The 15,019-nt window shown below is 69.4% G+C and carries 15 protein-coding genes; 10 read left to right on the top strand and 5 right to left on the bottom strand.

From position 1 onward, the window contains the following. The first annotated feature begins 118 nt into the window (after nucleotides 1-118). The 3 genes from CKY28_RS01125 to grpE are packed head-to-tail and all read left to right on the top strand — an operon-like array spanning nucleotide 119 to nucleotide 3,399. Nucleotides 119-1,744 carry an inorganic phosphate transporter gene (locus tag CKY28_RS01125; RefSeq protein WP_095996493.1) on the top strand — a complete coding sequence of 542 codons (1,626 nt, stop codon included), beginning with the start codon at nucleotides 119-121 and terminating at the stop codon, nucleotides 1,742-1,744. Between the two features lie 44 nt (nucleotides 1,745-1,788). Further along, complete coding sequence (hrcA, locus tag CKY28_RS01130; RefSeq protein ID WP_095996494.1) at nucleotides 1,789-2,835, top strand: heat-inducible transcriptional repressor HrcA; 1,047 nt, start codon at nucleotides 1,789-1,791, stop codon at nucleotides 2,833-2,835. Nucleotides 2,836-2,853: 18 nt separating this feature from the next. Beyond that, entirely contained in the window at nucleotides 2,854-3,399 is a 546-nt protein-coding gene (grpE, locus tag CKY28_RS01135; RefSeq protein WP_095996495.1) for a nucleotide exchange factor GrpE, read from the top strand. A gap of 3 nt (nucleotides 3,400-3,402) precedes the next feature. Here the strand turns inward: grpE and CKY28_RS01140 are convergent, their stop codons facing one another. After that, nucleotides 3,403-3,852: a DUF4126 domain-containing protein gene (locus CKY28_RS01140; protein ID WP_095996496.1), complete on the bottom strand. Its 450-nt coding sequence runs from the start codon at nucleotides 3,850-3,852 to the stop codon at nucleotides 3,403-3,405. A 199-nt stretch (nucleotides 3,853-4,051) separates the two neighbouring features. Here CKY28_RS01140 and CKY28_RS01145 point away from each other — a divergent pair, with 199 nt between their 5' ends. Continuing rightward, nucleotides 4,052-5,275: a threonine synthase gene (locus CKY28_RS01145; RefSeq protein WP_095996497.1), complete on the top strand. Its 1,224-nt coding sequence runs from the start codon at nucleotides 4,052-4,054 to the stop codon at nucleotides 5,273-5,275. Between the two features lie 150 nt (nucleotides 5,276-5,425). Here CKY28_RS01145 and CKY28_RS01150 read toward each other — a convergent pair whose 3' ends face one another. Further along, the gene (locus CKY28_RS01150) at nucleotides 5,426-5,842 is read right to left on the bottom strand and encodes an acyl-CoA thioesterase (protein ID WP_095996498.1); all 417 of its coding nucleotides are present in this window, start codon (nucleotides 5,840-5,842) and stop codon (nucleotides 5,426-5,428) included. A 136-nt stretch (nucleotides 5,843-5,978) separates the two neighbouring features. Here CKY28_RS01150 and CKY28_RS01155 point away from each other — a divergent pair, with 136 nt between their 5' ends. Both CKY28_RS01155 and CKY28_RS01160 read left to right on the top strand, forming a co-directional pair. Next, a complete protein-coding gene (locus CKY28_RS01155) occupies nucleotides 5,979-6,347 on the top strand; it encodes a hypothetical protein (RefSeq protein ID WP_095996499.1) in 369 nt (122 codons plus the stop codon). 45 nt (nucleotides 6,348-6,392) lie between these two features. Continuing rightward, nucleotides 6,393-6,761 carry a DUF1622 domain-containing protein gene (locus CKY28_RS01160; protein ID WP_095996500.1) on the top strand — a complete coding sequence of 123 codons (369 nt, stop codon included), beginning with the start codon at nucleotides 6,393-6,395 and terminating at the stop codon, nucleotides 6,759-6,761. On the opposite strand, the gene CKY28_RS01165 is transcribed toward CKY28_RS01160, so the two are convergent. From CKY28_RS01165 to CKY28_RS01175, 3 genes are all read right to left on the bottom strand, one after another. Continuing rightward, a complete protein-coding gene (locus CKY28_RS01165; protein WP_095996501.1) occupies nucleotides 6,732-7,202 on the bottom strand; it encodes a vgr related protein in 471 nt (156 codons plus the stop codon). The two genes, CKY28_RS01160 and CKY28_RS01165, sit on opposite strands and share 30 nt — an antisense overlap. Nucleotides 7,203-7,286: 84 nt before the next feature. Then, nucleotides 7,287-9,302 carry an Ig-like domain-containing protein gene (locus CKY28_RS01170; RefSeq protein ID WP_095996502.1) on the bottom strand — a complete coding sequence of 672 codons (2,016 nt, stop codon included), beginning with the start codon at nucleotides 9,300-9,302 and terminating at the stop codon, nucleotides 7,287-7,289. Nucleotides 9,303-9,459: 157 nt separating this feature from the next. Then, nucleotides 9,460-9,906, bottom strand: a complete 447-nt coding sequence (locus tag CKY28_RS01175; protein WP_245841478.1) for a copper chaperone PCu(A)C — start codon at nucleotides 9,904-9,906, stop codon at nucleotides 9,460-9,462. A 158-nt stretch (nucleotides 9,907-10,064) separates the two neighbouring features. On the opposite strand from CKY28_RS01175, the gene dnaK reads away from it, so the two are divergent. From dnaK to CKY28_RS01195, 4 genes are all read left to right on the top strand, one after another. Beyond that, nucleotides 10,065-11,969 (top strand): molecular chaperone DnaK, encoded by a 1,905-nt coding sequence (gene dnaK, locus CKY28_RS01180; protein ID WP_095996504.1) that lies wholly within the window; start codon nucleotides 10,065-10,067, stop codon nucleotides 11,967-11,969. A gap of 63 nt (nucleotides 11,970-12,032) precedes the next feature. Continuing rightward, on the top strand, nucleotides 12,033-13,148 hold the full coding sequence (gene dnaJ / locus CKY28_RS01185; protein ID WP_095996505.1) for a molecular chaperone DnaJ: 1,116 nt from the start codon (nucleotides 12,033-12,035) through the stop codon (nucleotides 13,146-13,148). Between the two features lie 48 nt (nucleotides 13,149-13,196). Continuing rightward, nucleotides 13,197-14,306, top strand: a complete 1,110-nt coding sequence (locus tag CKY28_RS01190) for a DUF2157 domain-containing protein (RefSeq protein ID WP_095996506.1) — start codon at nucleotides 13,197-13,199, stop codon at nucleotides 14,304-14,306. Continuing rightward, nucleotides 14,303-14,797 carry a GDYXXLXY domain-containing protein gene (locus tag CKY28_RS01195; RefSeq protein WP_095996507.1) on the top strand — a complete coding sequence of 165 codons (495 nt, stop codon included), beginning with the start codon at nucleotides 14,303-14,305 and terminating at the stop codon, nucleotides 14,795-14,797. The genes CKY28_RS01190 and CKY28_RS01195 overlap by 4 nt, the downstream gene beginning before the upstream one ends. The last annotated feature ends 222 nt before the right edge of the window (nucleotides 14,798-15,019 follow it).

The following is a 15,019-nucleotide window of genomic DNA, read 5'->3' on the forward strand; positions in this document are numbered from 1 at the left end:
GTGAACAGCTAGGGAACGCGCGCGGGCGGGGCAAGCGCGCGTGCGACATCCCGCATCGTTACAGCTCCAATCCGTGTCATAAAACCGTCACTGATCCACGTCAGGGCTCGTAGCCATCATGGCTACAACGGCTTTCACCGGCGGTGAGTCGGTCTCGCATGCCCCGAGACCTCGGCTCGACGACGGTTTCGGCGTGGCGGGACGCATCGCGTTCGGCGCGGCGCTGGTGGGCGGGCTGCTCTACGCGGCCTATGGCGTCATCTCCGACACCTCCACCGTGGGCGAGAGCCTGGCGGGCGGTACGCTCGTGTTCCTGGGTCTGGCGCTGCTGCTCGCGCTGGGGTTCGAGTTCGTCAACGGCTTCCACGACACAGCCAACGCGGTCGCGACCGTCATCTACACGCGGTCCATGTCCGCGCCGGTGGCGGTGGTCTGGGCGGGGGTGTGGAACTTCCTGGGCGTGATGTTCGCGAGCGGGGCGGTCGCCTACTCCATCATCGCGCTGTTGCCGGTGGACCTGCTGCTCAACGTCGGATCGGGCGCGGGTTTCGCGATGATCTTCGCGCTGCTGATCGCGGCGATCGGGTGGAATCTGGCGACCTGGTATGTGGGGCTGCCCAACTCGTCCTCGCATGCGCTGATCGGGTCGATCCTGGGCGTGGGGCTGGCGAACCAGCTGATCGTCGGCGGGCTGGCGGGGACGGCGGGCGTCGACTGGAGCCAGGCGCGCAAGGTGTTCACGGGCCTGCTGCTGGCGCCGGTGATCGGGTTTATCGGGGCGTTCGTGCTCTTGAAGCTGCTTCGGGCGTTCCTGCCCAACCCGGAGCTGTACCGCGAGCCGGGCGACGAGGCGCCGCCGCGCGGCATTCGGGCGCTGCTGATCGCGACCTGCACCGCCGTGTCGTTCGCGCACGGGTCGAACGACGGGCAGAAGGGCATGGGGCTGATCATGCTCATCCTGATCGGCTGCGCGCCGACGGCGTACGCGCTCAACCGCACGGCGGACGGGCCGGCCGCCCCGGCGTTCGTTCAAGCGGCGACGAGCGCGGAGGCGGTGTTCGAGCGGCGCGCGAGCGGGCTGGTGCTCCCGGTCGAGCAGGCGCGCGGCGTGCTGACGGAGGAGCTGCGCGCGCGGCGCGTCAACGACCCGCGCACGTTCGCGGCGCTCGACGCGGTGACGGAGTCGGTGCGGAACGAAGTGTCGCGCTATGGCGGCCTCCAGGCGGTCCCGGCCAGCGACACCGCAGGCTTACGCAACGACATGTACCTGATCGCCGACACGTCCAAGTACATGATCGCGGGCAAGGGGCCGTCGGTGCTGACCGAGCCCGAGCTGGTCGCCGTGTCGGAGTTCCAGGACCTGCTGCAGGGCGGCACGCGCTATATCCCCGGCTGGGTCAAGGTGGCGGTCGCGCTGGCGCTGGGGCTCGGCACGATGGTCGGCTGGAAACGCATCGTCGTCACGGTGGGCGAGAAGATCGGCAAGACGCACATGACCTACGGCATGGGTGCGTCGGCCGAGCTGATGGCGGCGTCGACGATCCTCCTCGCCGAGCGGTTCGGGCTGCCCGTGTCGACGACGCACATCCTGTCGTCGGGCGTGGCGGGCGCGAGCGTCGCCAACGGCGCGGGGCTGCAGCGGCGCACGATCACCAACATGGCGCTGGCCTGGGTGACGACGCTGCCCGCGACGATGGCGCTGTCGGGCGGGCTGTACTGGCTATTCCTGCGGTTCGTGGGCTGATGCCGTCCTTCCACGCGGGGCCGGGACGACCTAACTAGCTCCGCATGGCTACGCCGCCCGTCACCGAACTGTCCGACCGCGCGCGCGACGTATTCCGCGCGGTGGTGGACGGCTATCTGCAGACGGGCGCGCCGATCGGGTCCAAGACGATCGCGGCGGGCGGGGGCCTGAACCTGTCGCCCGCCTCCATCCGCAACGTGATGGGGGAGCTGGAGGAGCGCGGGCTGCTGTCGAGCCCGCATACCAGCGCCGGACGGATGCCGACCGAGCGCGGCCTCAGGTTGTTCGTCGACGGCATGATGCAGGTGTCGGAGCCGTCCGCGGAGGAGCGCGCGGCGATCGAACGGCAGGTCGCGGGCGGCGGGCCGGTGGAGGAGGCGCTGGCGGCGACCACGGCGGCGCTCAGCGGCCTGTCGGCCTGCGCCGGGCTGGTGATGGTGCCCAAGCAGGAGACGCGGCTGCGGTCGATCGGCTTCGTGCCGCTCGGCCCGCGCCAGGCGATGGCGGTGCTGGTCGGCGAGGATGGGTCGGTCGAGAACCGCGTCGTTGAGCTGCCCCACGGCATGAGCGCGTCGGCGCTGGTGGAGGCGCAGAACTACCTGTCGGCGACCGCCGCGGGCGCCACGCTGGCGGAGGCGCGGGCGCGGATCGAGCGCGAGCTGGCGGACGGGCGCGCGGCGCTGCAGGGCGCGGCGCGCGACCTCGTCGCGCGTGGGCTGGCGGTGTGGAGCGAGGACGGCGACCGGCGGCCCGTGCTGATCGTGCGCGGCCAGTCGCGGCTGATCGACGAGGGCGCCGCGGCGGACCTGGACCGGGTGCGCGAGCTGCTGGACGACCTGGAGGGCAAGCAGGAGGTGGCGGCGCTGCTGGACAGCGCGCGCGCGGGCGACGCCACGCGCATCTTCATCGGTGCGGAGAACAAGCTGTTCGCGCTGTCGGGATCGTCGGTGATCGCGCGGCCGTTCAGGGGGCTGGACGGGCGCGTGGTCGGCGTGGTGGGGGTTATCGGGCCCACCCGGTTGAACTATGCGCGCGTCGTACCGATGGTGGACTTCACGGCGGCGACGCTGGCCCGCCTTATGGGCCACTGACCGAACAACGGGGATAGAATGACCGACGAAACCAATGTGAACGAGACCGATGACCTGCGCGAGGAGACGGCGGAAGCGGCGCCCGAGCTGCAGGAGCACGACCGCGCGCTCCGGCTGGAGCAGGAGCTCGCCGAGGCGAAGCAGCAGGCGCTCTACGCGCAGGCCGAGGTGCAGAACGTGCGCCGGCGCGCGGAGAAGGAGGCGGCGGACGCGCGCGCCTATGCCGCGACGGCGTTCGCGCGCGACATCCTGTCGGTGGCGGACAATCTCCAGCGCGGACTCCAGGCGATCCCGGCCGAGCTGCGCGACGACGAGCGCATGAAGGGCTTGGTGACCGGCCTGGAGGCGACGGGCCGCGAGCTGGAGAGCGTGTTCCAGCGGCACGGCATCACCAAGATCACCGCGATGGGCGAGCAGCTCGACCCCAACCGCCACCAAGCGATGCTGGAGGTGCCGAGTGATCAGCCCGCGGGCACGATCGTGACCGAGATGCAGGCGGGGTACATGATCCGCGACCGGCTGCTCCGGCCGGCGCTGGTGGGGGTGGCCAAGGCGGCGGGCTGACGCTCAGGCGCGCGCGTTCACGACCGCCGACGCGGCGCCGAGCATGAGCGCGTCCTCCGCGAAGCCGGTGGAGGTCTGACCGAAGCGGCGCATCGCGGCGACGCGGGCGTGGAAGCCGAGGAAGGATGACCCCACCGCCGCGGCGGCCCCGAGCAGCGCGCCGGTCAGCCGGCGGTCGCGCGCCGCGAGCACCGCGCCCGCGAAGCCGCCGGTCAGCGCGCGGCCGAGGAGGCCGGGTAGGGTGATCCGGTCGGGCGCGTCGCGCATCTTGTCCCCGGCGATCTCGCCCGCCGCCAGCGCCACCGCGCCCGCGGCGCCGTGGGGACTCGCGAGCAGCTTCGCCCCGAACGCGTCGGGCGGCAGCGTCCCGCGCCGGGCCGCGCCCGCCAGGATCGCGAGCGGCGTCATCGAGCGCTGGCCGGCGACTAGGCCGATGAGGATGGATCGGAGCATGGTGGGGTTCCTCGCGGTTGGTCGAGATCGCCAACGGGCGGGCCCCGCCGCGGGTCCCGAAGTCGGTACTAGCCGTCATGCCGGACTCGTTCCGGCATCCATCGTTGTGCGAGCAAACCGACCGGAGTGCGCGTACCCCGATGGACCCCGGAACAAGTCCGGGGTGACGACGGTGGGTGGCGAGGGTAGGGCCGCCCTCATGAACGAGAATCTAGTCGCCGATCGCCCGACCTTCGTCACGCATCTCGAATGCTCCATGACCGGCGAGCGGTACGAGGCCGACCGGCTGCATGGGCTGTCACGCGTGGGGCGGCCCTTGCTCGTGCGCTATAATTTGGACGGCGTCCGCGATGCAGTCTCGCGCGACGAGCTCGCTCGGCGCGCCACCGATATGTGGCGCTGGCGCGAGCTGCTGCCGGTGCGGCGGACGGAGTCGATCGTCAGCCTCGGCGAGATCGAGACGCCGCTGCTGCCGGTCCCGGCGTCGGGCGGGGCCAATGTGCTCGTCAAGGACGAGGGGCGGCTGCCGACGGGCTCGTTCAAGGCTCGGGGGCTGGTGATGGCGGTGGCGATGGCGCGCGAGCTGGGCGTCACGCGCATCGCCATGCCGACCAACGGCAACGCCGGTGCGGCGCTGGCGGCCTACGCGACGCGCTGCGGGATCGAGACGATCGTGTTCTGCCCGGAGGACACGCCGGAGGTGAACGTCCGCGAGATCGCGATGCAGGGCGCGCGTGTCTGGCGCGTGAACGGCCTGATCGACGATTGCGGCGCAATCGTCGGCAAGGGGGCCGCCGAGGGCCGCTGGTTCGACTTCTCGACGCTGAAGGAGCCGTACCGGATCGAGGGCAAGAAGACGATGGGCCTGGAGCTCGCCGCTCAGATGGGCTGGAGGCTGCCGGACGCGATCTTCTATCCGACGGGCGGCGGCACGGGACTGATCGGCATGTGGAAGGCGTTCGACGAGCTTGAGCGCCTGGGCTGGATCGGCCCGGAGCGCCCGCGCATGTACGCGGTGCAGGCGTCCGGCTGCGCGCCGATCGTGCGCGCGTTCGAGCAGGGCGAGGAGCATGCGGAGCGTTGGGAGGACGCCGCCACGGTCGCGGCCGGCATCCGCGTGCCCCGCGCTGTGGGCGACTTCCTGATCCTGCGCGCGGTGCGCGAGAGCGGCGGCAAAGCGCTGGCGGTCGGCGATCCCGCGATCCTGAAGGCGGTGGACGAGTGCGCCAAGAAGGACGGGTTGCTGCTCTGTCCGGAGGGTGGCGCGACGCTCGCGGCGTACCACCAGGCGCTGCGCGACGGGTTGGTCGACGAGGAGGAGCGGGTGGTGCTGTTCAACTGCGCGACCGGGTTGAAGTACCCGATGCCGGAGGCGCCGAACTGGCTCGACCGACACCAGCCGATCGATTTCGATAAGCTTTAGTCTCCACCCCTCTCCCGCTTCCGCGGGAGAGGGACAGCTGCGAAGCAGCAGGGTGAGGGCCTGAACAGGACGCATCCCGCTAATTAGGCCCTCACCCGACCTCGCTGCGCTCGGCCACCCTCTCCCGCGAAAGCGGGAGAGGGGAGAAGGTCAAACCGGACCGTCGAACCCCTTGGGAAAGAAGCGCTCGACCACGTTGGTCGCCAATCGCGCGGGACGTAATGTCTCCGCGTCGAGGCAGCACCAGCTCGACTTGACCTCGGCCAGCACATCCTCGCCGCGACGAATCACCGTCTGGTAGAAGGCGCGGGCGCCCTGTACCTTCTCGAGGAGCACGGTGGCGATCACCTCGTCGTCGAGGAAGGTCGGCTTGCGATAGGTGATCTCGTGCTTGAGCGCGACCCAGAGGTGCGTCGCGACGGCCTCGGCGGGGGCGAGCTTGCGCCAGTGGCTGAGCACCGCCTCCTGCACCCACTTCAGGTAGCTGGCGTTGTTGACGTGACCCATGAAGTCGATGTCGGCCGGGTCGATGCCGACGGGGAAGTCGTGGGGGACGCTCGCGGACATGCGCCGAGATTAGCACTCGGCCGCGGCGCGGTCGACACGAATGTAGATAAGCCGCGCATTAACTTCGTTATCCGTTGCGGGACAGGAACAACCTCAAGCCACCCTCGTTCACGCCGCGTCATAACAGGAGGACGCCATGAGTGATTATCGAGGCGACGGGACGCATACCGACGGTGCGCGCCGCGTCGACGTGGGACCCTCCCACGGTCATGTCCATCACGAGCGCCGCGGAGGCGGGATCGGCCGCTGGCTGCTGATCCTGCTGGCGCTGCTCGCCATTCTGGCGGCGATCGGCTTCGCCACCGGCTTCTTCCGCGCGGATACGAGCGGCGAGCTGAAGGCGCCGGACGTCGACGTGAGCGTGAAGGGCGGATCGGTGCCCGACGTCGACCTGGACGCCAAGAAGGTCGAGCTGGAGACGAAGACCGAGACGGTCAACATCACCACGCCCACGCTGGAAGTGTCGGAGGGCAAGGACGACAAGGACGGCCCCGACAACAACTGATAGGGCGCCGGCCGGGCGGGAATACCGTCCGGCCGGCCGATCACGATGGACGCCGTCGAGCCGATCGTCCGCATCGTCGAATGGACGGGCATCGCGATCATCGTCGCGGGCTCGTTCGGATCGCTGGCCGTGTTCGCCGCTCGGGCGCTCCGTCAGGGGTTCAGCGAGCGGATCTACGAGGAGTTCCGATCGACCTTGGGCCGGTCGATCCTGCTGGGGCTCGAGTTCCTGGTCGCCGCCGACATCGTCGGCACGGTGGCGATCGAGCCGACGCTCGACAGCCTCGCGGTGCTGGCGGGCATCGTGCTGATCCGCACGTTCCTCAGCTTCTCGCTGGAGGTGGAGATCGAGGGGCGCTGGCCGTGGCAGCAGCAGGAGCCGCGGTCAGGCGGCGGCGGGGCGGAAGGGGATTAGGCTCTCGTACTGCGACAGCGCGGGCGCTGCCGGCACGCGCTGCCCATGGCGGAGCAGAAAGGCGTGGCGGACGATCTCCGCCTGCTGTTCGATGCCGTAGCGGCTGAAGGGCTGGCCGGGCTTGAGGCTGTAGCCGTAGCGGCAGAAAGGATGGCGGCGGAGCGGCAGGAACAGCCCGCGCTGGTGCTGCCAGATGTGCACCATCTCGTGGATGAACAGGCCCTGGTCGCCGAGCGCGGCCGACGCGAAGTCGTCGCGCCAGAGCGTGCCTTTGGGATGGAAGTGGATGCAGCCGAGCGGGGCCATGACGACCCCGCGCGGCTGGAAGAAGGCCCATTTGGTGCGGGACAGCGCCACGCGGGCATAGTCGATGCTCTCGCCGAACACGGAGCGGGCGAGGTCGACCTCGCCGGGGGTGAGGGGGCGCGACGCGGCGGGCATGCCCGTCCAAAGTCCGGCCGTAGGTCCGCGGTTCCCGCGGGCGAGCGGGGACGGGCCGCCTAAGGGCAACCCGCCCCAACCCCGTCAGAGCATCGGCATGAGGGCGGTAGGCGCCATGACGGGCGCGTAACCCGGGCCGAGGTCGTCGACGCCTGCGTCCGAGCCTAGGGCGCTGTAGACATAGTAGGTGACGCCGTTGCGCGTCGCCGCGCCGTCGAACTCCAGGCGCGTGATCTGCCCGCCCATGACGTTCGTCATGCGGACGGACCCGCCCTCGCCCGGAGCGCCGGGATCGCCCGGGCCGCCCAACCCGCCCGGCAGGTCGAGGCGCCCATTGCCCCCGAAGTCGACGACTCCGTCCGAGTCGCTGTCGAACACGGGGGTGGTGGTGACCAGGATGTCGCGCGCGCCGAAGCCGACGACCCTGTCGTCCCCGAGATCGAGGTCGAGCGCCGTGTCGAAGAAGAAGATGTCGGCCCTCGCGTCCATCGCGTCGCCGGACAGGACGTCGTCCGACAGCACGAAGCCTTCCCGCGCGCGGTTCGGCCGCACGCTGGCGTCCGCATAGACGAAATTGCCTTCGCAAGCCTCGCCGAGGTAGCGGAGGGCGCGCACGCCACCGTCGATGCGCACGGTGTCGCCGCCGCCCAGGTCGAACAGCGCGTTGCCGCCGAAGTTCACGACGCCGTCGTTGTTCCTGTCGACGAGGCGCTCGGTGACGACCAGGACGTCGTCCTTGGCGAAGTTGGTGATGCGATCGTCGCCCGTGGAGCCGCCCGCGTTATCGAAGAAGAAGGTGTTGTGGTAGCCGGGGCCGGTCAGCACCTCGTTGGCCGAGGCGGAGCCGTCCTGGGTGCCGGGACGGTCCACGGTGGGGCAGCCGGACGGCGGCGGCGGGCCGTCGTCGCCCACGCCCCTCACCGTGATCGTGACGGTGGTCGTCGCGCTCTCCTCGCCGTCGGAGATGGTGTAGGTGAAGCTGGTGGTCGCCTCGTCGCCCTCGTTGAGGGCGTCGAATTCGCCGTTCGGGTCGTAGGTGAAGCCGCCGGCCCCGTTGTCGGTCAACGTGCCGACCAGGCCCGAGGTGTCGATCGAGGTGATCGAGAACGTGTCGTCGTCGTCCGGGTCGAAGTCGTTGCCCAGCACGTTGAAGGTCGCCGTGTCGTCCTCGTCGACGGCCACCTCGTCGCCGACCGCCACAGGCGCGTCGTTCTCGTCGGTATCGACCGCGACCACGGCGGTGATGTTGAAACCGGCGAAGAAGATGTTGTCGTCGTTGGACGGGTTCACGGTGTTGACCGTGATGCTCTCCGCGTTGTCGGCCAGGTAGGGCGTGGCGTCGTCGACATTGCCCTTGGCGAGGTCGTAGAGCTCGTCGTCGGTGCGGACGCCGTTGATCGGCTGGTCGGGATCCGGATTGCCCGTGCTGTCGCCGATGCCGCCGATGGTGAGCAGGCCGCCATTGCCGATCGAGCTGAAATCGGTGGTGCCGTCGTCCTGGGCGCCGGCGGACTGGGTGAGCTGCCGTCCGTCGACCGTGACGCGGGAGAATTGGCTGCTCGGCCAGAAGCTGAAGCCGATGCCGAGCGACATCTGCGCCTCGAAGCCGGGCCTGTCGGTGTCCACCGGTTCGGAGAACTCGAGCTCGAAATCGTCGCCCGTGGTGGCGCTGAAGCCGTCGAGCAGGCTGATGGTGCGTACGCTCTCGCCGGGGTTGGAGTAGACGACCACGAGCGCGTAGCCGTCGATGCTGCTGCCGACGATATCCGAGATGTCGAAGTCGAACGTCCCCGCGCCGCCGTCGTCGATCGCTTCACGGATGAAGGTCGTGATGTCGGACCGGAACGCCTGGAGGCCCGCGGTCGCGCCGAGACCCGTGTAGCTGGTGATCGTCGCGGAGTCCGATCCGCGGGTGAGCGTGACCGAGCTGGGCGGCGAGCTGGACGAGTAAGTCGACGTGTACAGGAAAGCGGCTTCGATCCGCGACCCGTCGGGCACGATGGCCGATAAGGTCTGGTTCGCCCCCGACGCTTGGCCGCCGGCTCCGTCGATCGACCAGTTCCCCTTGCCGACGAAGGTATAGTTCGCAGTGAGTGACATGGCGCACGTCCTCCCGTTCGGGGGCGCTTACCGCGCCCCGGTTGTGGGTTGCGACCGCCTTATTCTTGTGGAGCTGTCTCTTAACTGAGGTTCGACTTGCGAACAACTTGGTCCGGCGTTCATTTTGTCCAATGCGCGTTCGCGTATCGGGACTAGACTAGTCGGGAGTTTGGCTCGCAGCGGAGGCGATCCACGCCTTGCGATAGAGCCGCTGGCCGTCGTCGAACGTCAGCGTTAGCAGCGTGGTCGCGCCCGGCTTTGCGCGGCGGTCCAGGTCGAAGAGCATCACGTGCCGGCCGCCGGGCTCGAACGCGACCTCCTGGCCGGCGGGAATTGGAACGGCCGTAATCGGCCGCATCGACATGTGCCCGCCGCCCGACCCCATCCCCGACATCGTCTCGTGCATCTCGGCGCGGACCGCGAGGTCGGCGGTAACGCGGATCAGCGTGCGCGGCTCGGGACCGCCCTGGACGGTAAAGTAGGCGGCGGCGGGGCGGCCGGGCACGGCGGGCAGGCGCACCCAGGCGTCCTCCACATCCAGGTCGGCCGGTCCCGTGCAGGCGGCCACGCCCAGCGCCATCAGTGCCGAAACGATACGTCGCACGCCCGCCCGATCCCCTTCACGCCACTTTGGTTCCGCCTAGAGCCGGCGCATCCTTGCGGCAAGCGGACGCCCACCTATATCGCGGCCCATTGGAATAGGTTGCGCCGCCGTAACGGGGCGCGGCCACATGTTTATCGTAAGGGGCAGACGAGCAACACATGGCAAAAGTTATCGGCATCGATCTCGGCACCACCAACAGCTGCGTCGCGGTGATGGAGGGCGGCAAGCCCAAGGTGATCGAGAACACGGAGGGCGCGCGCACCACGCCCTCGATCGTCGCGTTCGCCAAGGACGGGGAGCGACTGATCGGCCAGCCCGCCAAGCGCCAGGCGGTGACCAATCCCGACAACACGGTGTTCGCGGTGAAGCGCCTGATCGGGCGGCGCTTCGACGACCCGATCACCAAGAAGGACACCGAGCTGGTGCCCTACAAGATCACGCGCGGCCCGAACGGCGACGCGTGGGTTGCGGCGGGCGGGAAGGATTACAGCCCGTCGCAAATCTCGGCGTTCACGTTGCAGAAGATGAAGGAGACGGCCGAGCAGTATCTGGGCGAGACCGTCACCCAGGCTGTCATCACCGTGCCCGCCTACTTCAACGACGCGCAGCGCCAGGCGACCAAGGACGCCGGCCAGATCGCGGGCCTCGAGGTGCTGCGCATCATCAACGAACCGACGGCGGCCGCGCTCGCCTACGGCCTGGAGAAGCAGGACGGCAAGACGATCGCCGTCTACGACCTGGGCGGCGGCACGTTCGACATCTCGATCCTCGAGATCGGCGACGGCGTGTTCGAGGTGAAGGCGACCAACGGCGACACCTTCCTGGGCGGCGAGGACTTTGACAACAAGATCGTCGATTATCTCGCCGAGGGCTTCCGCAAGGATGAGGGCATCGACCTCACCAAGGACAAGCTCGCGCTGCAGCGCCTGAAGGAGGCGGCCGAGAAGGCCAAGATCGAGCTGTCGTCCGCGCAGACGACCGAGGTCAACCTGCCCTTCATCACCGCCGACCAGAACGGCCCGAAGCACCTGGTCAAGTCGATCAGCCGCGCCGACCTGGAGCGCCTGGTCGAGGACCTGATCAAGCGGACGCTGGAGCCGTGCCGCAAGGCGCTGGCCGATGCGGGCGTGAAGTCGGGCGACATCTCCGAGGTGGTGCTCGTGGGCGGCATGACCCGTATGCCGCGCGTGCGCGCCGTCGTGCAGGAATTCTTCGGCAAGGAGCCGCACACGGGCGTCAACCCGGACGAGGTCGTCGCCATGGGCGCCGCCATCCAGGCGGGCGTGCTGCAGGGCGACGTCAAGGACGTGCTGCTGCTCGACGTGACGCCGCTGTCGCTGGGCATCGAGACGCTGGGCGGCGTGTTCACGCGCATGATCGACCGCAACACGACGATCCCGACCAAGAAGTCGCAGACCTACTCGACCGCCGAGGACAATCAGGGCGCGGTGACGATCCGCGTCTTCCAGGGCGAGCGCGAGATGGCCGCGGACAACAAGCTGCTCGGCCAGTTCGATCTGGTCGGCATCCCGCCCGCGCCGCGCGGCGTGCCGCAGATCGAGGTGACGTTCGACATCGACGCCAACGGCATCGTCAACGTGTCCGCCAAGGATAAGGGCACGGGCAAGGAGCAGCAGATCCGCATCCAGGCCTCGGGCGGTCTGTCGGACGCCGACATCGACCAGATGGTCCGCGACGCGGAGCGCTTCGCCGAGGAAGACAAGAAGCGTCGCGCGTCGGCCGAGGCGAAGAACAACGCCGAGTCGCTGATCCACACGACCGAGCGCCAGTTGGCCGACAATGGCGACAAGATCGACGCTTCGCTGAAGGGCGAGATCGAGAGCGCCATCGCCGACGCCAAGTCGGCGGTCGAGAGCGGCGATGCCGACCGCATGACCGAGAAGAGCCAGGCTCTGGCGCAGGTCGCGATGAAGATGGGCCAGGCCATTTACGAGAAGCAGCAGCAGGCCGACGCCTCCCCGGCGCAGGGGGGCGAGGCCGGCGGCGACGAAGAGGTGGTCGACGCCGAGTTCTCGGAAGTCGACGACTCGCAGAAAGCGTAAGGCTATGTTTTTCCCTCGTCATTCCGCTAAACGGGGTGGCGAGGGGAAGGCGTGGGGGCGGGTATGACTACCGATATCGACTATTACGAACTGCTCCAATGTGAGCGGACGGCGGACGCCGCGACCATCAAGTCCGCCTACCGCAAGCTCGCGATGAAGTACCACCCGGACAAGAACGCCGGGTGCAAGGACGCCGAGGCCAAGTTCAAGGCGGTCAACGAGGCCTATGACTGCCTCAAGGACCCGCAGAAGCGCGCGGCGTACGACCGGTTCGGCCACGCCGCGTTCCGCAATGGCGGCGGGCATGCGGGCGCGCAGGACTTCTCGGGCTTCTCCGACATCTTCGAGAGCGTCTTCGGCGAGTTCATGAACGGCCGCGGCGGCGGTCGTCAGCAGCAGCGCCGCGGTGCCGATCTCCGCTACGACATGGAGATCACGCTGGAGGAGGCGTTCCACGGCAAGGCGACCGAGATCACGGTGGACGTCTCGGCGCAGTGCGACGGCTGCCAGGGATCGGGCGCGAAGCCGGGCACCAAGGCGCGCACCTGCCACACCTGCGCCGGCCAGGGGAAGGTACGCGCGCAGCAGGGCTTCTTCGTGGTCGAGCGCGCCTGCCCCGTCTGCCAGGGATCGGGCCAGGTCATCGCCGACCCGTGCGGCGATTGCGGCGGCGACGGCCGCGTCGAGCGCACCAAGACGCTGGAGGTCAACATCCCCGCCGGCGTCGACGAGGGCACGCGCATCCGGCTGGGCGGCGAGGGCGAGGCGGGCGCGCGCGGCGCGCCGGCGGGCGACCTCTACATCTTCCTGCACATGAAGCGGCACGCGATCTTTGAGCGCGAGGGCACGACGCTTTTCGCGCGCGCGCCGATCAGCTTCACCACGGCGGCGCTGGGCGGCACGCTCCAGATCCCCGGCCTGGACGGCAAGAGCCACGAGATCCGCATCCCTGCCGGCATCCAGTCGGGCCGCCAGCTCCGCCAGCGCGGTGCTGGCATGCCCGTGCTGCAGGGCCGCGGCAGCGGCGACCTGGTCGTGCAGATCGAAGTGGAGACGCCGACCAAGCTGTCCACCCGCCAGCGCGAGCTCCTGGAGATGTTCCGCGAAACGGAGACGGGCGACGAGTGCCCCGAGAGCCAGGGCTTCTTCGCCAAGATCAAGAAGGCGGTGGCGGGGTAAGCGACAAGCCGCTGGCGGACGCGCCCACCCGCTCCTAAGCTGCCGTTGATGCGGCTGGGGGCGAAGCTCGACGAGTGGCAGGCCGCGGGCCTGATCGACGGCGACGCTGCGGCCGCGATCCGCGCGCACGAGGACGGGCGGCATCGGCCGGTGGCGCTGTTCGCGGTCGCCGGGCTCGGCGCGCTGGCGCTCGGGCTGGGCGTGCTGCTCGTCGTGGCGGCGAACTGGGACGCGCTGCCCGCCTGGAGCAAGTTAGCGGCTCACCTGTTCTTCCTCGCGTTGGCCGGTGCGGCCGCGCTTCATTTCACGCGCAACGACCGGGTCGGCGCGGGCGAGGTGTCGCTGTTCCTCCTTGGGGCGCTGACCCTGGCCGGGATCGCGCTTCATTCGCAGGTGTATCAGCTCACCGGACCCTTGTGGCAGGCGCTCGCCTGGTGGACGTTAATGGTGTCCCCGGCGCTGCTCCTGCTCGGGCGCACGCGGCTTACCGCCTATGGCTATGGCGGGATGCTCGTGGCGCTCGCGATTGCGTACGTCACAGAGCGTGAGGCGGACGTGCTGGGCGGAAACCTGGCCGCGGCGCTGCCGTCGGCGCTGGTACTGATCGGGCTCGTTCGGTCGGGCGGCGAGCGGCGCAAGGCATTCCACGATGCACTGCTGGAGCTCGGGGTGGTGTTGGCGCTGCTCGGGGCTAGCCTGGCGCAGCTAGGCTGGACGTTCGGGGTGGATCGGGACGATGCCGGCGATTGGGCAGTCCGCTTGCCGCTCGCGGTCGCGCTCGCGGCGTTGGTCGGGGCGCTCGCGTTCTGGCTGCGTTCGCGGTCAGAGGCGGTGCTACTGGCGACGGTGGTCAGTGGTTCGGCGATGGCCGCAGCGCTCGCGCTCGCCTTGCCCCATGGGAGCGGGCCTTTGGAGCGGTTCTTCGGCGCGCTCGTCTATCTGGCGCTGTGGGGCGCGGTCGCGGCTGCGGCGACGCGTGCGGGCTGGCGAAGGCTGTTCGGCGTTGCGGTCGCCGCGGCGGCCCTGCGGCTGTTCCTGATCTACTTCGAGCTGTTCTACAGCCTAGCTTTCACCGGTGTCGGCTTGATCGTCGCGGGCGTGTTGCTGATCGCGCTGACCTGGGGCTGGTCGCGCATCATGCGCCGGAGCGGACGATGACGCGCGCCGGCCTGCTCGCGATCCTGGTGATCGCCGCACCGGTGGCGGGGACGCTGGCGAGCGTCGCGATCAACGAGGCGCAGCTGCGCGACGCGACCGAGTGGCGGATCCCGATCACCGGCTATGATCCGCGCGATCCGCTGCGCGGGCGTTACGTCGCCTTTCAGTACGACTGGACGGTCGCGGGCAGGCGGACGGCATGTCCGAGCGGCGATTGCGTGCTGTGCATGGAGGATGGCGGGCGACGCGTCCGCGTCGAGCCGAGGAGTGCCGTCTGTCCGGCGTCCGTTGATGCGGTGGCGAGCGGGCTGTTCGTGCGCTACGCGACGGAAGGTGGTGGAACGCGGGCGACCGCCGCGACGCGCATCTGGGTATCGGAGGCGCGTGCGCCCGAACTCGAGCGGCAGCTTCAGACTCGGCCGATGGTGGCGGTTTCACGATTGACGCGGAGTGGACGGCTGATCGCCACCCACCTCGAGCCCGCGCCCTGAGACGGCCAGACCGCCCTCTCGACGAGAGGGCGGGGGCCGATGGTTAGAAGGTGGTCGCGACCACCCCGACCACCAGCGCCTGCGTCGCGATCGCCACGAAGGTGCTCGCGACCGCTTCCAAGCTGCGCATGGTATGGTCTCCTATGCCGGAAGAGCCCGGCACGGAAGATATGGGTTCGTTGCGCGGCGGCGCACGTTTATCGCGTGCGATCGCGAATGCAG

Origin of the sequence: Sphingomonas lenta, assembly GCF_002288825.1 — a bacterium.
GTDB lineage: Bacteria > Pseudomonadota > Alphaproteobacteria > Sphingomonadales > Sphingomonadaceae > Sphingomonas > Sphingomonas lenta.

Coding starts and splice junctions, on each gene's coding strand:
- dnaJ (WP_095996505.1), top strand. CDS start 12,033: ATGACTACCGATATCGACTATTACGAACTGCTCCAATGTGAGCGGACG.
- CKY28_RS01195 (WP_095996507.1), top strand. CDS start 14,303: ATGACGCGCGCCGGCCTGCTCGCGATCCTGGTGATCGCCGCACCGGTG.
- CKY28_RS01155 (WP_095996499.1), top strand. CDS start 5,979: ATGAGTGATTATCGAGGCGACGGGACGCATACCGACGGTGCGCGCCGC.
- dnaK (WP_095996504.1), top strand. CDS start 10,065: ATGGCAAAAGTTATCGGCATCGATCTCGGCACCACCAACAGCTGCGTC.
- CKY28_RS01165 (WP_095996501.1), bottom strand. CDS start 7,202: ATGCCCGCCGCGTCGCGCCCCCTCACCCCCGGCGAGGTCGACCTCGCC.
- hrcA (WP_095996494.1), top strand. CDS start 1,789: ATGGCTACGCCGCCCGTCACCGAACTGTCCGACCGCGCGCGCGACGTA.
- grpE (WP_095996495.1), top strand. CDS start 2,854: ATGACCGACGAAACCAATGTGAACGAGACCGATGACCTGCGCGAGGAG.
- CKY28_RS01140 (WP_095996496.1), bottom strand. CDS start 3,852: ATGCTCCGATCCATCCTCATCGGCCTAGTCGCCGGCCAGCGCTCGATG.
- CKY28_RS01190 (WP_095996506.1), top strand. CDS start 13,197: ATGCGGCTGGGGGCGAAGCTCGACGAGTGGCAGGCCGCGGGCCTGATC.
- CKY28_RS01125 (WP_095996493.1), top strand. CDS start 119: ATGGCTACAACGGCTTTCACCGGCGGTGAGTCGGTCTCGCATGCCCCG.
- CKY28_RS01145 (WP_095996497.1), top strand. CDS start 4,052: ATGAACGAGAATCTAGTCGCCGATCGCCCGACCTTCGTCACGCATCTC.
- CKY28_RS01160 (WP_095996500.1), top strand. CDS start 6,393: ATGGACGCCGTCGAGCCGATCGTCCGCATCGTCGAATGGACGGGCATC.
- CKY28_RS01170 (WP_095996502.1), bottom strand. CDS start 9,302: ATGTCACTCACTGCGAACTATACCTTCGTCGGCAAGGGGAACTGGTCG.
- CKY28_RS01150 (WP_095996498.1), bottom strand. CDS start 5,842: ATGTCCGCGAGCGTCCCCCACGACTTCCCCGTCGGCATCGACCCGGCC.